This is a genomic window from Lentzea miocenica, from assembly GCF_033949945.1.
GTDB classification, from domain to species: Bacteria; Actinomycetota; Actinomycetes; order Mycobacteriales; family Pseudonocardiaceae; genus Lentzea; species Lentzea miocenica.
The window spans coordinates 1-17,406 of record NZ_JAXAVW010000050.1; the positions used below are offsets into that span (position 1 = coordinate 1).

At 67.7% G+C, this 17,406-nt stretch carries 15 protein-coding genes; 10 read left to right on the forward strand and 5 right to left on the reverse strand.

All coding sequences use genetic code 11. The features are described 5' to 3' along the window. A partial coding sequence (locus SK803_RS42070; RefSeq protein WP_319971820.1) for a DUF397 domain-containing protein occupies positions 1 to 188 on the forward strand: 188 nt, incomplete at its 5' end. On the opposite strand, the gene SK803_RS42075 is transcribed toward SK803_RS42070, so the two are convergent. Next, entirely contained in the window at positions 172 to 816 is a 645-nt protein-coding gene (locus SK803_RS42075) for a DUF3159 domain-containing protein (protein ID WP_319971822.1), read from the reverse strand. The two genes, SK803_RS42070 and SK803_RS42075, sit on opposite strands and share 17 nt — an antisense overlap. Positions 817 to 942: 126 nt before the next feature. Between SK803_RS42075 and SK803_RS42080 the strand changes: the two genes are divergently transcribed. The 7 genes from SK803_RS42080 (at position 943) to SK803_RS42110 (ending at position 9,685) form a co-directional block, all read left to right on the forward strand. Next, on the forward strand, positions 943 to 2,154 hold the full coding sequence (locus tag SK803_RS42080) for an ROK family transcriptional regulator (protein WP_319971823.1): 1,212 nt from the start codon (positions 943 to 945) through the stop codon (positions 2,152 to 2,154). 16 nt (positions 2,155 to 2,170) lie between these two features. Further along, a complete protein-coding gene (locus SK803_RS42085; RefSeq protein ID WP_319971824.1) occupies positions 2,171 to 3,496 on the forward strand; it encodes an ABC transporter substrate-binding protein in 1,326 nt (441 codons plus the stop codon). A gap of 12 nt (positions 3,497 to 3,508) precedes the next feature. Then, entirely contained in the window at positions 3,509 to 4,483 is a 975-nt protein-coding gene (locus SK803_RS42090; RefSeq protein WP_319971825.1) for a carbohydrate ABC transporter permease, read from the forward strand. After that, positions 4,480 to 5,373 (forward strand): carbohydrate ABC transporter permease, encoded by an 894-nt coding sequence (locus tag SK803_RS42095; RefSeq protein ID WP_319971826.1) that lies wholly within the window; start codon positions 4,480 to 4,482, stop codon positions 5,371 to 5,373. Before SK803_RS42090 ends, SK803_RS42095 begins: the two co-directional genes overlap by 4 nt. Further along, positions 5,370 to 6,638, forward strand: a complete 1,269-nt coding sequence (locus tag SK803_RS42100; RefSeq protein WP_319971827.1) for a 6-phospho-beta-glucosidase — start codon at positions 5,370 to 5,372, stop codon at positions 6,636 to 6,638. The genes SK803_RS42095 and SK803_RS42100 overlap by 4 nt, the downstream gene beginning before the upstream one ends. Before the next feature lie 5 nt (positions 6,639 to 6,643). Continuing rightward, the gene (locus tag SK803_RS42105; RefSeq protein ID WP_319971828.1) at positions 6,644 to 7,663 is read left to right on the forward strand and encodes an N-acetylglucosamine kinase; all 1,020 of its coding nucleotides are present in this window, start codon (positions 6,644 to 6,646) and stop codon (positions 7,661 to 7,663) included. Positions 7,664 to 8,890: 1,227 nt separating this feature from the next. Next, positions 8,891 to 9,685: an SGNH/GDSL hydrolase family protein gene (locus tag SK803_RS42110; RefSeq protein WP_319971829.1), complete on the forward strand. Its 795-nt coding sequence runs from the start codon at positions 8,891 to 8,893 to the stop codon at positions 9,683 to 9,685. A gap of 172 nt (positions 9,686 to 9,857) precedes the next feature. Here the strand turns inward: SK803_RS42110 and SK803_RS42115 are convergent, their stop codons facing one another. Beyond that, a complete protein-coding gene (locus tag SK803_RS42115; protein ID WP_319971830.1) occupies positions 9,858 to 12,623 on the reverse strand; it encodes an AfsR/SARP family transcriptional regulator in 2,766 nt (921 codons plus the stop codon). Positions 12,624 to 12,725: 102 nt separating this feature from the next. Between SK803_RS42115 and SK803_RS42120 the strand changes: the two genes are divergently transcribed. Next, positions 12,726 to 13,760 (forward strand): ADP-ribosylglycohydrolase family protein, encoded by a 1,035-nt coding sequence (locus SK803_RS42120; protein WP_319971831.1) that lies wholly within the window; start codon positions 12,726 to 12,728, stop codon positions 13,758 to 13,760. Between the two features lie 186 nt (positions 13,761 to 13,946). Here SK803_RS42120 and SK803_RS42125 read toward each other — a convergent pair whose 3' ends face one another. The 3 genes from SK803_RS42125 to SK803_RS42135 are packed head-to-tail and all read right to left on the reverse strand — an operon-like array spanning position 13,947 to position 16,566. Then, positions 13,947 to 14,687, reverse strand: a complete 741-nt coding sequence (locus SK803_RS42125; RefSeq protein WP_319971832.1) for an FAD:protein FMN transferase — start codon at positions 14,685 to 14,687, stop codon at positions 13,947 to 13,949. Between the two features lie 2 nt (positions 14,688 to 14,689). Next, positions 14,690 to 15,193 carry an FMN-binding protein gene (locus SK803_RS42130; protein ID WP_319971833.1) on the reverse strand — a complete coding sequence of 168 codons (504 nt, stop codon included), beginning with the start codon at positions 15,191 to 15,193 and terminating at the stop codon, positions 14,690 to 14,692. A 14-nt stretch (positions 15,194 to 15,207) separates the two neighbouring features. Beyond that, positions 15,208 to 16,566 (reverse strand): ferredoxin reductase family protein, encoded by a 1,359-nt coding sequence (locus SK803_RS42135; RefSeq protein ID WP_319971834.1) that lies wholly within the window; start codon positions 16,564 to 16,566, stop codon positions 15,208 to 15,210. Between the two features lie 135 nt (positions 16,567 to 16,701). On the opposite strand from SK803_RS42135, the gene SK803_RS42140 reads away from it, so the two are divergent. Continuing rightward, positions 16,702 to 17,400, forward strand: coding sequence for a response regulator transcription factor (locus tag SK803_RS42140; protein WP_319971835.1), 699 nt, complete (start codon positions 16,702 to 16,704; stop codon positions 17,398 to 17,400). Positions 17,401 to 17,406: the final 6 nt, after the last annotated feature.

Sequence of the window (17,406 nt, forward strand, 5' to 3'; positions counted from 1 at the left end):
GACAACATTTTGGAGGGCCTCCAATGACCGCCTGGCGTAAGAGCAGCTACAGCGGCAGCGGCGACAACTGCGTCGAAGTGGGCCGAAGCGTCGGCATCCGGGACAGCAAGGCCCCGAGCACCCACATCCCCGTTTCCGCCAACGCATGGTCGGCGTTCCTGAAGCTGACGGTCAGCGTTCCTCGTTGACCTGAGGGTGCCGGAACCCGGGGTGGTCTGCTGGTAGCGCCCGCTTCAGCAGCCACCCCGACACCAGGATGCAGACGATCTGCAACGGCCACGACAAAGCGACCCGAACCGTGGCGAGCCAGAGGATCTGGGCGTCGAGCCACAACGGCGTGAACACGGCGACCCGCAGCACGTACTGACCGACCCACGCCCACGACGCGACCGAGTACGCGCGCAAAAGGGCAGGATCCCGGCGCCACTTCGTCTTCTGCCCGAGCAGCGTCCCCACCACCACGCCGAGCAACGGCCAGCGCACCGCGATCGAACCGGCCCAGGCCAGCGCGGATGCCACGTTGGACAGCAGCTGGATGAGGAAGAAGTCCTCGACGCGCCCGGTGTAGAGCGCCACCAACGCGGCTGCCACGACGAGCAGCACCGACAGGATCACGGCGCGGGGTTTCTCGCCGCGCACGAACCGCACGATGCCGATCACCACGCCGCACAGGACGGCCACGACGGCACCCGCGCCGATCGAGTGCCCCCAGATCAGCCAGCCTGCGACGAACGCCAGCGGCGGCAGGGAGGCGTCGAGGGCGCCGCCTCGGCCTCCTAGCAGTGATGCGAGCGACTCCTGGCGCACGTCCGTCATGGTTCCAGGGTGCCTTAGGCGAACCTAACTCAGGTAACGGACCCATATCGGGGATTGACCCCGGTGAACCAGGTCACTACCGTCTCCCGAAATCGTCTGGAAAGTTAACAGACAGGAGCGGACCTAATGCGTGCCGGAAGCCCACGACTGTTGCGGGAGATCAACGACCGCGCAGCCATCGAGGCTTTGCTGCGCAACGGGCCGCTGACCAGGTCGGAGTTGGAGGGCCTGATCGGTCTCTCCAAGCCGGCGACCGCACAGCTGCTCACCCGGCTGGAAACCGCCGACACCGTGGTCCGCAACGGACTGCGCGGCGGTGGACGCGGGCCTCGGGCCCAGCTGTGGTCGGTCAACGGGACGCTTGCGCACATCGCGGCTGTCGATCTCACCCCCGAGACGGTCGACATCGCGATCGCGGACATCTCCGGTGCAGTGCTCACCGAGCACAAGGCACCGATGCCCGCGAAGCACGGTGTGCTGGAGGCGTTCGTGAGCGCGGTCGGCAAGGCGTGCGGGCAGGCAGGCCTCGCTCCCGACCAGCTGCTGCACGTCGTGGTGGGCTGTCCCGGAGCGGTGAACCCCGCGAACGGTGAGCTCGCCTACGCACCACACCTGCCCGGCTGGAACGGCTTCGACATGCCCGGCCGGTTGCGGGAGCAGCTCGCGACCTCGGTGAGCGTCGAGAACGACGTGAACCTGGTCGCCCTGGAGGAGATGGTCGCCGGACGGGCCACCAAGGTGCGCGACTTCGTCGTCATCTGGCCCGCAGACCTCGTCGGTGCCGCTGTCGTCGTCAACGGATCGCTGCTGCGCGGCGCATCCGGTGGCGCGGGCGAGATCGACGGGTTGATGATCCCCGACCGCGCAGCGGCCGAAACCGACACGGACCGCTCCGGCGGCACGTTCGGTGAGCTGCTCAGCAACACGTCGATCTGCAAGCTCGCCAGGGCTCACGGGCTCGCCGCGCGCAACGGCCACGGGGCCGTCCGCAAGGCGTTGGCCGCGGGTCCGGCGGGCCGGGAGTTCATGGCCGATCTCGCCAAGCGCATCGCCACGGGCGTGGCTAGCGTCGTCGCGGTGCTCGACCCGGAACTCATCCTCCTCTCTGGCGACATCGCCCAGGCGGGAGGAACCACGCTGAACGATCTCGTTGCCGCGGAACTGCGGCAACTGGTGGTTCCGAGGACACCCCTCCAACTGGCTTTGGTGACCGGGAAACCGGTGCGCAGCGGCGCACTGCACTCGGCACTGGCAGTGGCACGAGAGACGGTGTTCGGCCTGCCGGCAGCCACCACGGCTCCATTCCGCGGCCCAGTGGTCGCCGGGTCCCCACGTTGATCGAGAAGGAGTGCACATGCGCAAGCACACCCGTGCTGCCTTGCTCTGTGTCGCCGCAGCGCTGACCCTCACCGCATGTGCGGCGGGCAAGGGTGGCGGCGCCAATTCCGACGCCGCAGCTGCTCCTGGCAAGGACGACAAGCTGACCCTCACGGTCTGGAGCAACTACTCCGACCGCGAGTACGAAGAAGTCACGAAGGCCCTCAAGACGTTCAACAAGAAGTTCCCGAACATCGAGATCAAGCACGAGGGCTCGCAGGACGACGACAAGATCACCGCGGGTATCCGTTCGGGCAACACGCCGGACGTCGCGCTGTCGTTCACGACGGACAACATCGGCCAGTTCTGCTCCTCCGGTGCGTTCCAGCCGCTGAAGTCCTACATCGAGCGCGACAAGGTCGACCTGAACCAGCTCTCCCCGGCGGTCCGCGCGTACACCGAGTACAAGGGCAACCGCTGTGCGATGCCCATGCTCACCGACGTCTACGCCATGTACTACAACAAGGACATGCTGTCGGCGGCCGGCATCACGAACCCGCCGAAGACGCTGGACGAGCTGTACGACGCGGCCGTGAAGGCGACCAAGAAGGCGCCGAACGGTGACATCGAGGTAGCGGGTTACCTACCCACGATGGGCTTCTACGCCAACCGCCCGACCATCCTCGCGCCGACGTTCGGTGCGGAGTGGGAGAAGGACGGCAAGTCCGGCCTGGCCAGCTCCCCCGGCTTCACCGAGATGATGACCTTCCAGAAGAAGCTCGTCGACTTCTACGGTTACGACGCGCTCGAGCGGTTCCGCGCGGGTCTCGGCCAGGAGTACTCGGCCGACCACGCGTTCCACCAGGGCAAGATCGCGATCATGATCGACGGCGAGTACCGCACCGCCTTCCTCAAGGCGCAGGCGCCGCAGATCAAGTTCGGCACGGCTCCGTTCCCGACCTGGAAGCCCGCCGACTACGGCACCGCGTTCACCACCGGCACGATCATGGGCATTCCCAAGGGCGCCAAGAACGCCGGCGCCGCGTGGGAGCTGATCAAGCACCTGACGTTCGACACCGACACGATCGTCGACCTGTCGAACGCCATCAAGAACGTCCCGAGCACCAAGGCCGCCATGGAGAGCTCCAAGCTCGAGGTGGACGAGCAGTTCAAGACGTTCATCGACCTGGCCAAGAGCGACAAGCTCAAGGGCAACCCGGTCACCCCCATCGGTGACGCGCACATCAAGGCCGTCACCGACTTCTCGGTCTCCTACCAGTCCGGCAAGGTCCCGGACCTGGCGGCAGGCCTCAAGGAAGTCGACAAGAACATCGACGACCAGATCGCCAAGAGCGGCAAGTAGGGGATTCGCAAGATGACCGCCACGCTCGGCGCGCGGCCCGCCCCCGGCAAGGGGCGGGCACGTGCCCGCCACCGTCTCGCCGTGCTCGGGTTCATGGCCCCGGCAATCATCGGCTTCGTCCTGTTCTTCGTCTACCCGTTGGTCGCCACGGTCATCTTCAGCTTCACGAAGTACGACCTGATCAACGCACCGGAGTTCAACGGACTGGCCAACTACGAGTTCATGTTCAAGGATCCCTTGCTCACCAAGGCGATCGCGAACACCTTGTGGTTCGTCGTCGTGCTCACGATCGCGCGGACGGTCTTCGCGCTGGGCGTGGCATCGGTCATCGCACGTCTCAAGTCGGGCGTCGGCCTGATCCGGACGCTCTGCTACCTGCCCTCACTGGCGCCGCCGGTGGCCGCGACACTCGTGTTCTTCATGGTGATGCGTCCCAACGGCGGTCCGCTCGACAGCGTGCTCGGCTGGTTCGGGGTCGACGCACCGCTGTTCTTCTCGGACCCGGCGTGGGCCAAGCCCGGCATCACCGCGATCATGCTGTGGATCTCCGGCGACCTGATGATCATCATCCTGGCCGCGATCCTCGACGTGCCGCAGGAACAGTACGAGGCAGCAGAACTCGACGGCGCGGGCCCGATCCGGCGCTGGTGGCACGTCACACTGCCGACGATCTCGCCGGTGCTGCTCTTCGGCATCGTGAACTCGGTGATCCTCGCGTTGCAGCTCTTCACACAGGCGGTCGTCGCGGGGTCGGCCGGCTCCGGAGCGGCGGACGCGACGGGATCGACCAAATATCTCGGTTTCCCGGACAACTCCACGCTGACGTTCCCGGTTTACCTGTACACGCAAGGCTTCCGCTACTTCGACATGGGCTACGCGGCCGCCATGGCCACGGTCCTGTTCATCATCTCGTTCGCCGTGACCATCGTGCTGGTCCAGCGGATGCGCAAGAACTCCACGGCTGAGGAAGGGGGTCCGGGAGCATGACCGCCACGCTGACCAAACCACCGGTCGACGTCTCCGCGGAACCGGAGCAGCCGCGCCGCAAGCGCAACGTCGGAGGCTTCCTCAACTGGGTCGCCACCCACGCGATCGGCCTCGCGCTCGGCCTGATGTTCGCCACGCCCGTCGTGTTCGTCTTCCTCACCGCGGTGATGTCGGACGACCAGGCGTTCACCTCGAACCTGTGGCCGACCGAGTGGCACTGGGAGAACTTCGTCGAGGTCTTCGAGAAGGCCCCGCTGTTCCAGTACCTGATCAACAGCCTCACGTACTCGCTGCTCGCGACCTTCGGCATGCTGATCTCGTCGATCCCCGCCGCCTACGCGCTCGCGAAGCTCAAGTGGCGCGGCCGGAACGTGGCCTTCATCCTCGTCATCGGCGCGATGATGCTGCCGCCGCAGGTCGTGGCCGTGCCGCTGTACGACACCTGGTCGTCGCTGGGCCTGACCGGCACGCTGGTGCCGTTGATCGCTCCTTACTTCCTGTTCGACGCGTTCAGCATCTTCCTGCTGCGCCAGTTCATGCTCACCATCCCGCAGTCCTATGTGGACGCGGCGAGGGTGGACGGCTGCTCGGAGTTCCAGGCGCTGATCCGGATCATCATTCCGATGGCGAAGCCCGGCATCGCGGCCACCGCGCTGTTCTGCTTCCTCTTCACCTGGAACGACTACTTCGGCCCGTTGCTCTACACCGGTGAAGTGAAGGACCAGTGGACGTTGTCACTGGCACTGGCGACGTTCAAGGGCATGCACATCGTCCAGTGGAACTCGTCGATGGCGGTGACGTTCCTGACGATGATCCCGGCCGTCGTCCTCTTCGTCTTCGCCCAGAAGTCGTTCGTCAAGGGAATCACGTTCACGGGAGTCAAGGGATGAAACTCACCGTCGTCGGTGGCGGATCCACCTACACACCTGAGCTGATCGACGGCATCGCCGGCCGTCGCACCAGCCTGGCGGTGGACGAGATCGTCCTCGTCGACCCGGACGAGCACCGCCTGTCGCTGGTCGGCCCCTTCAGCCAGCGCCTGCTGCAACACGCAGGCCACCCGGCGAAGGTCCGCACCACCACGTCGCTCGAAGACGGTGTCGAGGGCGCGTCCGCGGTGCTGCTGCAGTTGCGGGTCGGTGGCCAGAAAGCACGCGCGTCAGACGAGACGTTCCCGCTCACCTGCGGGTGCGTCGGCCAGGAGACCACCGGCGCGGGAGGCCTCGCCAAGGCCCTGCGGACCGTGCCGGTGGTCCTGGACATCGCCGACAAGGTCCGCCGCCTCGCGGGCCCGGACACCTGGATCGTGAACTTCACGAACCCGGTGGGCATCGTGACGCGCGCGCTCCTCCAGAACGGCCACAAGGCGATCGGCCTGTGCAACGTGGCCATCACGTTCCAGCGCTGGACCTCCGCCCTGCTCGGCGTGGACCCGTCCACCGTCGAACTGGAGCACGTGGGCCTCAACCACCTCACGTGGGAACGCGGCGTCTACGTCGACGGCGTAGACCGCCTCCCCGAACTCCTGGCCGACCACGTCGAAGGCCTAGCCGAGCACATCGGCATCGACGGCGGCCTGATGCGGCGCCTGAACATGGTGCCGTCGTACTACCTCAACTACTTCTACAACCACGACGCCGTCGTGAAGAAGCAGCAAACCGAACCCCCACGCGCCGAAGTGGTTGCCGCGGTGGAAAAGGAACTGCTCGACATCTACGGCGACCAGTCAGTGGTCACGAAGCCCGAACAACTCGGCCAACGCGGCGGCGCCTACTACTCCGAAGCCGCCGTACAGCTGGTGCACGCCCTCACCGGCGGCGCAGGCGCCGAAAAGCACGTGGTAAACGTCCAGAACAACGGCACACTCCCGTTCCTGCCAGACGACGCAGTGGTAGAAGTATCGTCCACTGTGGACACAAACGGCGGCGTGCCACTCCCGGTCCGCCCCGTGGAACCGTCCATCTCAGGCCTGATCTCGCACGTCACCGCGTACGAGTACCTGGCACTGGAAGCGGCCGTCCACGGCGGCCGCGACCGAGTGGCGAACGCGCTGCTCGCACACCCGCTGATCGGCCAGCACGCCATCGCGGACCAGCTGGCCGACGAGCTGATCGCGCAGAACCGCGATCTGCTGCCGTGGGTGAAGGGAAACTGACAACGATGACCGACCGTGTGCTCGCGATCGACGGCGGGAACAGCAAAACCGCAGTCCTGCTGGTCGACGCGGACGGCAAGGTGCTCGCGCAGGTGCGCGGCCCCGGCGCACCGCCCCAGACAGTAGGCATGAAGCGCGGACTGGACGTGTTCGAAGCACTGGCACGCGAGGCCGCAGCCCAAGCGGGACTGTCCCCGGACGAGCCGATCGCCTCGCACACAGCCGCCTACCTCGCGGGAGCAGACCTCCCCCGCGAGGAGGAGGACCTGACCCGCGAGATCACCAAACGAGGCTGGTCCACCACCACCTTCGTGGGCAACGACACCTTCGCGCTCCTCCGAGCCGGCACCGCCTCAGGCGTAGGCGTGGCCGTCGTCTGCGGCGCGGGCATCAACGCAGTAGGCGTGGCCCACGACGGCCGAACCCACCGCTTCCCCGCACTGGGCGCCATCTCCGGCGACTGGGGCGGCGGCGGCCAAATCGGCAACGACGCCCTCTGGCACGCCGTCCGAGCCGAAGACGGCCGAGGCCAACCCACCGAACTACTCCCAGCACTCCTCGCGCACTACAACGAATCCTCGATCCTCAAGGTGGTAGAAAAGATCCACTTCGAGGAAATCGAACTGGACCCGCACGCCCTCTGCCCCCTCGTCTTCGAGGTAGCGGCAAACGGCGACGCCGTAGCCCTGGCCCAGATCGAACGCCTGGTAGAGGAAATCGTCCTCCTCTCCACCGTCTCACTGCGCAAACTCGACCTCATGAACGAACCGGTCGACATCGTCCTGGGCGGCGGCGTCATCACCAACACCGGCGACACAGTGGTGGGCCCAGTCCGCCAACGAGTGACCGAAATGGCCCCACTGGCCCAAGTACGGGTAGTGGACGTCCCCCCAGTAGTAGGCGCAGCCCTACTGGGCCTGGACACCATCGGAGCCAAGCCGAGCGCAGAGCTGAGGCTGCGCTCGGCCTACGACGACCACCTGCCGGCCGCAACCACCACCGTGGGCGCGGCAGCCAGCGGGTGACAAGAACCCCGTCTCAGGGGGTAGATCGGCGGCGGCGCCCCCTGAGACGGTCCCAACCCCACTGCTCGGGGCAGATCGGCGGCGGTGCCCCGAGCAGTGGTCCCACCCCTTTCCGAGGGGGAGCTGATCGGCGGCGGCGCTCCCCTTCGGAAAGGTCCCACGGCCCCCGCAGCACCTCACGCGCCGAGGTGCTGCGGGGGTTTTCCCTTGCCCTCACGCCGATGCCGCAGGCGAGGCGACCCAATGGCGAAGCCGAGGCGCCCTTAGCTTGAAACGCGAGGTTCCGGTGGGGGTCCCCGTCACGAGTCGTGCCTCAGCTTTTGCTGCAACCAGGGAGGGATGTCAAACGGACACGCTTTTCGTCCGTTTGACATCCCTCCCTGGTTGTGGCGCGCTCTGGTACGGCTTGTGACGGGGACCCCCACCCGAACCGCACCACCCACGCAACCGGCAGCCGCCCAACGCAACAGACGTGCCATCAACCCGCCCGTGGCGTGGTACCCCCTGATCAGATTGGCAGGGGGTCTGGGGGACGGAGTCCCCCAGTGGAAGCACTCAACAGGAACTCGCCGCCCGCAACCCAACCACCTACGGAACCGGCGCACCCACAGACGACGAGCCCGCACTAGGCACAACCTCAGCCGACAACTCCGGCACCGACACCGACGGCATCACCGTCGTCCCCACCACACTCACCCGAGCCTCCCCAACCTCAGGCGTGACCACCGGATTGGAATGCGGCGGCGGCGTCACCACCAGCCGGACCGACGAAGGCCGCGACGGCGTCACCTTCACCGAGGACGGCACCGGCGTGAACTCCATGGGCGGCTGATCACCCCCGACCTGGGTCACATCGGGCTCGCCGGGAGCGGCATCGGAGGGACCCGGAACCGGCACCACGCCAGTGCCGATCACCACACCGGTGAGAACCCCCAGTGTGACAAGCGCGACACCAAGCGAAATGGAGGGAAGCGGCAAACCAGAACGCACCCGGCAGAAGCTAGCGACCGAATGAGACGAATCCGCCCGAATCCCCCGGATCCAGCTCAAGCTTCCCTCGATCGTGTGGCAAAAGAATCATCACCCACAGCGAAAAAACTTACGATGCTGTAACCGACGGTGGCGTAGCCCGTGGTTGGTTGTGCATGCTAACCAGTCGCCTGCGAACGGGAGCCGCAGACGGGAGCCGCCAAACGGGCAGGAAGTCGCGCGAGTAAGGGGGATGTTGTGCTGCTGCGATGGAACAGTCTGGTGTCACTGGGGGACAGCTTCACCGAGGGCATGGACGACCCCGGCCCTGGCGACACCTACGTCGGCTGGGCGGACCGCCTGGCAAGCATGATCGCCCAGCAGGCACCTGACTTCAGGTACGCCAACTTCGCCATCAGAGGCAAGATGCTGCAGGAGATCATCGACGAACAGGTCCCACTGGCGATCTCACTCAAACCGGACCTCGTCACCTTCTGCGGTGGCGGCAACGACATCATGGTCCCGAACAGCGACCCGGATGCCCTGGCCGAGGTCTACGAGGTCGCAGTCGCCGACCTGAGGGCCTCCGGATCCGACGTGGTCATCTTCACCGGCTTCGACACGCGATCAACCCCGCTCCTCCGCAGCCTGCGCGGCAAGATCGCCATCTACAACTCGCACCTGTGGTCGATCGCCGAGCGCTATCACTGCCGGATGGTCGACCTGTGGTCCATGCACGTGTTGCACGACCGTCGCGCATGGAGCGAGGACCGGCTCCACCTCTCCCCGGAAGGACACCAGCGCGTCGCCCTCAAGACCTACGAGGTGCTCGGCCTCAGCGACGCCCACGCGTGGAACGAGCCGTGGCCGGCACTTGAGCAGGCGGACTGGGTCACTCAGCGGAAAGCCGACCTCAAGTGGGCCCGCGAACACGTGGTGCCCTGGATCGGCCGCACGCTCAGGGGTGAGTCCATGGGGGACGGAATGGCGCCGAAGCGTCCAGAGCTGCTGCCGCTCGCCCGCGCCACCGACGAGAACTGCGTCAACAACTGAACGGTCCCGGACACCAGCGGTCTCGGACACAAAGCGAAGGCCCGACCGGCACTCTCCCCCGAATGCCGGTCGGGCCCTCCAAACGCAGGCGCCTTACCCCCTCGGTAATCCCCCACTCGGCGGCCTGCACTTCCAACATCCCATGTTTTGGGACCAGACGACTAAACGCCCGCTAAACCTCGGACGACAGCGAGTCCAAAGTGGCCCGCACCTCGACCGCGCGGGCCGAGTTGACCTGCGCATACAGCCGCAGCGCTTCAGTCAATTCCGCTGTCGCAGCAACCCATTCCGCCCGCCGGAGCAGCACTCCGCCGAGCACCTGGCGACCAAAACCCTCGAGGTAGGTCACCTCGGCGACGGCTGCCTGGTCGACCACCTGCCTGGCCAGCATCTCGGCCTGGTCCAGGGCTCCCGCCTGAAGGTTCAGCTCGGCGAGGTTGGCCAGACCGCGGATCAACGCGACCTGATCGCCGGAGCGCCGGTACACCTCGACGGCGTGAGCTTGGTGCTGCAGCGCCACTTCCACCTGTCCGCGGGCCTGCTCGACCTGTGCCACGTTGTTCAGCCCGTGGCCCTCGCCGACGACGTCGCCGGACTGTTGCGCGAGCTGCACCGACTCCCAGAAGTGCAGCAACGCCTCGTCGTGCTGCTGGAGCCGGAACAGGACGTCGGCGAGTTGGGCGAGCGTCAGCACCAGGTACTGGCGCTCACCCAGCTCGGACGCCAGCCGGTGCGCACGGCGGGCGTCCGGCAGCAGAACGGGTCGTCCCAGCCGGGCGTTCGTCGTGTAGGTCGTGTCCAGCATCAGGATCTGGCCGAGGCGGCTCCCCGTCACCTCGGCCGCGGCCAGGCCGAACCCGACCAGCGCCACCCACTCCCCGGTGAGCGCGCGCACGGTCGCGTAGGGGTGCAACAGTCGTACCAACTGCCACACCTGGTCGTGCAGACCCGATTCGGCGGACGCGTGCACGACCGCGACGATGTTGGGCCACTCCTGGTCGAACCAGTCGACCGGGTCGCCGAACGCCGGCAGCGACGTGGAACCGTTGTCCCCGAAGGCGAAGTCCAGGCCGTCACGCGCCGGGCGGATGGCGCGGCGGACGTGGTCGCACGCGACGAGGTAGTAGTTCACCAGGCGCCGCAACGAGTCCAGGTCCGGACGGCCGGTTCCGCGCACGTACAGCCGCACCAGTTCGTGCATCGTGAACCCGTCCGGCCAGGGCTCGACCAGCAGGTTCACCTCGACCAACTGGGTCAGCCGATCACGGGCCGACTCGACGCGGGTGCGGGTCAACGCGGCGACCGCGTGTGACGACATCCACCGTCCGGGCGCCATGCCGACGGACTGGAAGACCTCGTCGAGATCGGACGGCAGGTCGCGGGTCGACAGGTCGAGCGCCCGCGACACCCCCACGCCTGCCTCAGGTAGGTCCAACCCACGCATCCGGTGCCCGTCGTCGGCCAGCTCACCCACCAGCTCCTCGACCGTCCACTCCGGACTGATCACCAGCTTCGCCGCGGCCACCCGCAGGGCCAGCGGCAGCCCGCCGCACAGCTCGGCCAGCTTCCTGGCCGCCATCGGGTCTTCCGACGACAGCGGCCTGCCCAGCACGTCGTCCACCAGCGCACGCGCGGCCTCGTCGTCCAGCGGACCGAGCTTCCGGACGCGGGCGCTGTTCGTGACGACCAGCCGTTCCATCTGAGAACGCGACGTCACCAGCACCACCGAGCCCGACCCCGGCGGCAGCAACGGCTGCACCTGGTCGAAGCTCGTCGCGTCGTCCAGCACCACCAGCACGCGGCGGCGGTTGAGCAACGACCGGTACAGCCCGACGCGGTCCTGCACCGCGACCGGCACACCGTCCGCGGGCACGCCCAGCGCCACCAGGAACCTGGTCAGGATCTCACCGGGTTCGGTGTCCCCCAGAGAAGCGAACAGCACGCCGTGCGGGAACATCTCGGAGTTCTCGTGGCCCCACGTGATCGCGAGCGCGCTCTTGCCGACGCCGGGCGCCCCGGTCAGCACGGCCACGGTCGTGCCGAGCAGGTTCCGCGAAGCACAAACGTTGTCCAGCCACGTCTTGTCGGCCTCGCGACCGAACAACCGCGAGGCGGCGGCGGGCAACAGGGCCGGCGACACGATCCCCGCCCGCGGCGCGACGGGACGCGACTCGACCGGGCCGACCAGGCTCAGCGCCGGGTCGTCGCGCAGCACCTGTTCCTGCAGCAACCGCAGCTGCGGACCGGGATCGATGCCCAGCTCGTCCACCGCACGGCGCTGGAACCGTTGGTAGGCCTCAAGAGCGTCCGCACGCTGCCCGGACCGGTACAGGGCGCGCATGCTGTGCGCGACCATCCGTTCCCGGAACGGGTACTCGGTGCACAGGCCGCGCAGCTCCCCCACGAGCTCCAGGTGGCGGCCCAGCTCCAGCTCGGCGTCGATGCGTTCCTCCAGCGCCGACAGCCGGAGTTCTTCGAGATCAGACGTCATCGGGTCGCCCGGCACGTCCGCGAGCACCGGCCCGCGCCACAGACCCAGCGCCTCGCGCAGCAAGCCCGCCCTGATGGCGGCGGGCTTGCCACGAGCCGACGCCACGAGCTGCCGGGCGCGGTGCAGGTCGAGACGCCAGGGGTCCACGGTCAGCTGGTAGCCGGTCGGCGTGGTGCGGATTGTCGCGGAGCCCGACGGGTCGGACTCCTCCAGCACCTTGCGCAGCCGCGACACATAACCGTGCACGATCGTCCGCGCGGTGGCCGGCGGCGACTCCGTCCACAGCGCATCGACGATCTGGTCGATCGAGACGGGTCGGTTCGCCTCGACGACCAGCATGGCCAGCAGACCGCGCATGCCACGGCGGCCCAGCTGGATCAGCCGTCCGTCCGCGAGCACCTGGAGTGGACCGAGCACGCCGAACTCGAGTCCGGTTTTGCTCCGCATGCCCCTCCTTCAGGTGCGCTGACCTCGTCACTTCAACAGGTGCGCCGGGGGCCGTCTCAGATACAAGTACGGTTCAAGTTCGCGGGACGCTACTGTTCACGGGTGCCGCGAGACAGGAATTCCGTGGTTGACCGCGGCGCCGGGTGCCTTCTCGGCGGCGCCCTGGGTGATGCGCTGGGCGCGCCCGTGCAGTACCTCGGCCTGGCCGACATCCAGCGCGAACACGGCCCGGAGGGTGTGCTCGCCCCACCGAAGCCCGCGCTCTTCACCGACGACACCCAGCTGACCCTCTTCACCGCCGACGGCTACCTGCGCGCCTGGGTGCGTGGAAAGCGGACCGGCGAGTGGGAGCCGTCGGAGATGGTGTGGCACAGCTACCGGCGCTGGCTGATCACCCAGCAGCAACCGGCCCCGGAACGGGGTGCGGTCGGGCTGCTCGCAGACGAACGGCTGTACGAGAGCCGCTCGCCGGGTCTGACCTGCCTGCGCGCGCTCGCCGCCGAGACACCGTCCACTCCGGAGAACCCGCACAACGAGTCGTCCGGCTGCAACGGCGTCACACGCACCGCCCCAGCCGGCTTCGCACCGTCTGCCCAGATCGCCTACGACCTGGGCTGCCGGTTCGCGGCGCTGACGCACGGCGGCACCGGCGGCTGGGTCTCCGGCGGCGCACTGGCGTTGCTGGTCCACCTGCTCGCGGTGAAGGGCAGGCCCCTGCGCGAGGCGATCGACCAGGTCATCGGCCGCGTGCTGCGCGACGACACCTACACGGCGACGGTGCTGACACGCGCCGTGGTGCTCGCCGAGGAACACGACAGCGGCGCGCCCGTACGCGTCGACCGGCTCGGAAGCGGCTGGACCGGTCCGGAAGCGCTGGCCATCGCGGTCTACACCGTGCTGACCCACCCGAAGCCCGTGCAGTTCGTGGACGCCATGCGCGCCGCGGCCAACCACTCCGGCGGCAGCGACGCCACGGCGGCGTTGACCGGCAACGTGCTCGGCGCGCTGCACGGCACCGAGGCGCTGCCCCGCGACTGGCTGAGCGGGCTGGAGCTGGTGGACGTGCTGGACGCGATGGGCCGCGATCTGGGCTGCTCGGCGGTCAACCTCGACTTCAACGAAGACCGGTACGCCTGACCGAACAGAGCCTTGAAAACAGAAAGAGCCCGCTGGTGTGCGCTCCCGAATTCGCGCACCAGCAGGCTCTCTCGCACGAGGTGTTGGTCAACAGCAGGCCGGGTCTTGCCCCGAGCGCGAGCTCCGATCCAGCTCTTGATCAACGAAATCCGTGCCCCGGAGTCAAGGCTCCGTTGGGCGGGCATGTTAACAGATGTGTACCGGAAGTCCAGGACTGCGGAAGACCTGACGATCTTCGTCGACGATGAAAACCTCGCAGTCCTCCTGCTCCGCAGCCCACTCGATTCCGTCTCTGCCCAGCGCAAACGCTGCTGTGGCAGTGGTATCGGCGATGGCGAGATCTTCGGCGAAAACTGTGACCGACAAAAGTCCCGTGACGGGCTTACCGGTACGGCCGTCCAGGATGTGCCGGCCGCGTTCGTACAACGCTGACGTGGCAACGGCTCCGTCCCGCACGCCGAGCACCACGCAGACCTGGTCGGCGAGATCGGGATGCCGAACGCCCACGCGCCAAGGCTTTCCGGGCTCGGGCTCGCCGGCCGTCACGACGTCGCCACCGGCGTTGACGCAGTACGTCGACGCTCCGCCCTCGCGCAGGATGTCCGCGGCGCGTTGCACGGCCCAGCCCTTGACCACCGCGCACGGGTCGAGGCCGCGTCCCGGCACCTGCGCCGTGAACGCGCCGCCGGTCGACTCCTCGTACCAGTCGCACAGCGAGAGCACCTCGACCAGATCCGGGGTGAGCTCCTCCCTGGAGAGCTCACCCCGGTCCAGCCGGGACACCTCGCTGTCGGGCTTGAACGGCGAGAACTGCGCGTCCGCTGCCCTCAGCCAGGCAAAAGCCCGCTCGGCCAGTGCGTCGTCCCCGTCCCGCAGGTCCACCGAGATCGGCAGGCCCATGATCTGCTCGACGCGCCGCACCGACACCGCTACCGCGCCCCGTCCAGGGCGCCCTGGAGCGACTTCTTGTAGCCCTCGGAGGTCGCGGTCGCGCCGGACACCGTGTCGATGTCCGCGCTCTGCGCCTTGAGCGCCTCCTGCTTCAGGATCGGCAGCGCCATCCTGGTCGGTTCGCTGTTGGGCGCCCGCAACGCCTTCACATCGGTGATCTTGTTGCCCTGCAACGTGATCTGGACCTGCACGGTGCCTTCGGACGTGTTCACCGCCGGTCCGGATACGTTGCGGGTCTGCGCCTGCTGCTGGGTCTGCTGCTGCTGGGTCGTCGGCGCGGCACCGGTCGTCTTCGGTGCGGCACCGGTGGTCGTGGGTGCGGCGCTGGTGGTCTGCGGAGCGGCCTGGGTCTGCTGCTGCTGCGGGTTTTCCGGCGCGGCGACCTCGGTCAGCTCACCCTCGTGCGCGGCGCCCGGCGAGTAGAGCCAGACCGGAACCAGGCCGGCCACGCTCAGCGCCAGAACGGGAATTGCCCTTTTCACGTCGTCGATCCCCTTCAGTTGGCCAGCGCGAAGCGCTCGGCGTGGACCTGTTTGCCGGGCACTCCCAGTTCGTCGAGGCTGCGCACCACGGCGTCGGTCATGCCGTTCGGTCCGCAGATGAAGATGTCGCGCTCCTCCACGTCCGGGACCAGCGCGGCGATGTTGTTCGGGCCGAGCAACGGGCCGTTCGCGGTGATGGTCTTCGAGGACCCGGTGACCAGGCGCAACACCGCGCCCTTGGCCCGCACGAGTCCTTCGATCTCGCGCAGCAGCACGGCCTCACGCGGGTCGCTCACCCGGTACAGCACCACGACGTGGCCCTTGATCTCCTCCAGCAGCGCGCGGATCGGCGTGACGCCGACACCACCTGCGACGAGGAGCGCGTTCGGCCTGGTCTGGTGCATGGTCGTGAAGGCGCCGTACGGGCCTTCTGCGAACACGCGGGTGCCGACCTTGATGTTGCGGATGTCCGCGCTGCCGGTGCCCAGCGCCTTCGCGGTGAGCCGCAGGTACTTGCCGTTCGGCGCCGCGGACAGCGAGAACGGGTTGGCCTGCCACCAGCGGTCCTTGGTCAGGAAGCGCCACAGGAAGAACTGTCCGGCCTTCGCGCCGAGCTGGTCCAGGTCCTTGCCCTCGATGTAGACCGAGACGACGTTGTGCGCCTCGGGCACGACCGCGGCGACCCGGAACTGGTGACGCCAGTTGCGCCAGAACGGGAGTGCCACCCGTCCGACGAAGACGGCTCCGAGCGCGAACGCCCAGAGTCCCCACCAGTAGGCCGTCGCGAGCTCGGACTTGCGGAACGTGCTGCCGACCGCGACCTGGTGCGTGAACGCGAGGAAGATCGCGATGTAGGTGTACAGGTGGATGAAGTGCCAGGTCTCGTAGGCCATCCGGCGCCGCGCGAAGCGGGCCGAGACCACGCCGACGATCATGATGATCGCCCACGCCACCAGCGCGCGGAGGATGCCCTCCAGCTCGGTCGCCTGCCGGAGGACCTCGGCGATCGGGCCGTCGGAGCCCGCGTTGCCGAACGCGATGAAGGTCAGGTGGCCGATCAGCATCCAGAAGATCGTGAAGCCGACCCAGCGGTGCCACGAGGTCAGCTTGTCCATGCCCAGCCGGCGGTCGAGCCACGGCAGCCGGGCGACCAGCAGCAGCTGGAACGCCATCGCGAGCGCGCCGTAGAGCCCGGTCAACCGGCCGAAGTTGATCAGCTTGTTCGAGCCCACACCCGCCGCGTTGAACAGGTAGGTCACGAACGCCGCGTTGGCCAGGAGGAACACGTAGAGGCCGGCTTTGGCCAGCACCTTGTGCGGCGTCGCCCGGCCGGCCGGAGCCGGTCGAGCGGTCTGCTGCAGGGTGGTCGTCACGGCGGGCTCCTCGGTCAGGCGGTCTCTGTCGGTCGTTCTCGATCCTCAGCGTTCGAGCTGTGGCTCCCCTATGCACCGACTGTCGACTTCCTGTCGATCGAGCGAGGGGGCCACCAGGTGACGCACCATGAGCACGTGGACAAGGGGAACTCGGTTCGATTGCTCGTCGTCGACGACGAGCCGCACATCGCTGACCTGGTCGCGACGGTCGCCCGGTACGAGGGCTGGCAGGCCGCGATCGCGCACAACGGCGAGGAGGCCTTGAGAGAGGCCGCCGAGTTCCAGCCGGACATCGTCGTGCTCGACCTCATGCTGCCTGACCTGGACGGATTCACCGTTCTAGATCGAATGCGCGCGGCCGGGGCGATGGTGCCCGTGGTGTTCCTGACGGCTCGTGACGGCACCGCGGACCGTGTGGCGGGTCTCACTCGTGGCGGCGACGACTACCTCGTAAAACCTTTCTCGGTCGAAGAGCTCATGGCCCGGTTGCGGGCCGTGCTGCGCCGCTCGACGGGTCCGTCGTGGAAGCGCTCCGTGCTCAAGGTCGCCGATCTGGTGATGGACGAGGACACGCGCGAGGTCCGCCGCACCGGCAAGTTGGCGACCCTCACGCCGACCGAGTACGAGCTGCTCCGCTACCTGATGCGCCGCTCGCCTGCCGTGCTGACCAAGGCGCAGATCCTCGACCACGTGTGGGAGTACGACTTCGGCGGCCGCTCCAACGTGGTCGAGCTGGTCATCTCCCACCTGCGCCGCAAGCTCGACGACGGCCGCGAGCCGTTGATCCACACCGTGCGCGGTGTGGGGTACGTGCTCCGCCGAGCAGCGGAGTGAGCCGGC

Coding starts and splice junctions, on each gene's coding strand:
- SK803_RS42115 (WP_319971830.1), bottom strand. CDS start 12,623: ATGCGGAGCAAAACCGGACTCGAGTTCGGCGTGCTCGGTCCACTCCAG.
- SK803_RS42080 (WP_319971823.1), top strand. CDS start 943: ATGCGTGCCGGAAGCCCACGACTGTTGCGGGAGATCAACGACCGCGCA.
- SK803_RS42095 (WP_319971826.1), top strand. CDS start 4,480: ATGACCGCCACGCTGACCAAACCACCGGTCGACGTCTCCGCGGAACCG.
- SK803_RS42100 (WP_319971827.1), top strand. CDS start 5,370: ATGAAACTCACCGTCGTCGGTGGCGGATCCACCTACACACCTGAGCTG.
- SK803_RS42075 (WP_319971822.1), bottom strand. CDS start 816: ATGACGGACGTGCGCCAGGAGTCGCTCGCATCACTGCTAGGAGGCCGA.
- SK803_RS42090 (WP_319971825.1), top strand. CDS start 3,509: ATGACCGCCACGCTCGGCGCGCGGCCCGCCCCCGGCAAGGGGCGGGCA.
- SK803_RS42105 (WP_319971828.1), top strand. CDS start 6,644: ATGACCGACCGTGTGCTCGCGATCGACGGCGGGAACAGCAAAACCGCA.
- SK803_RS42085 (WP_319971824.1), top strand. CDS start 2,171: ATGCGCAAGCACACCCGTGCTGCCTTGCTCTGTGTCGCCGCAGCGCTG.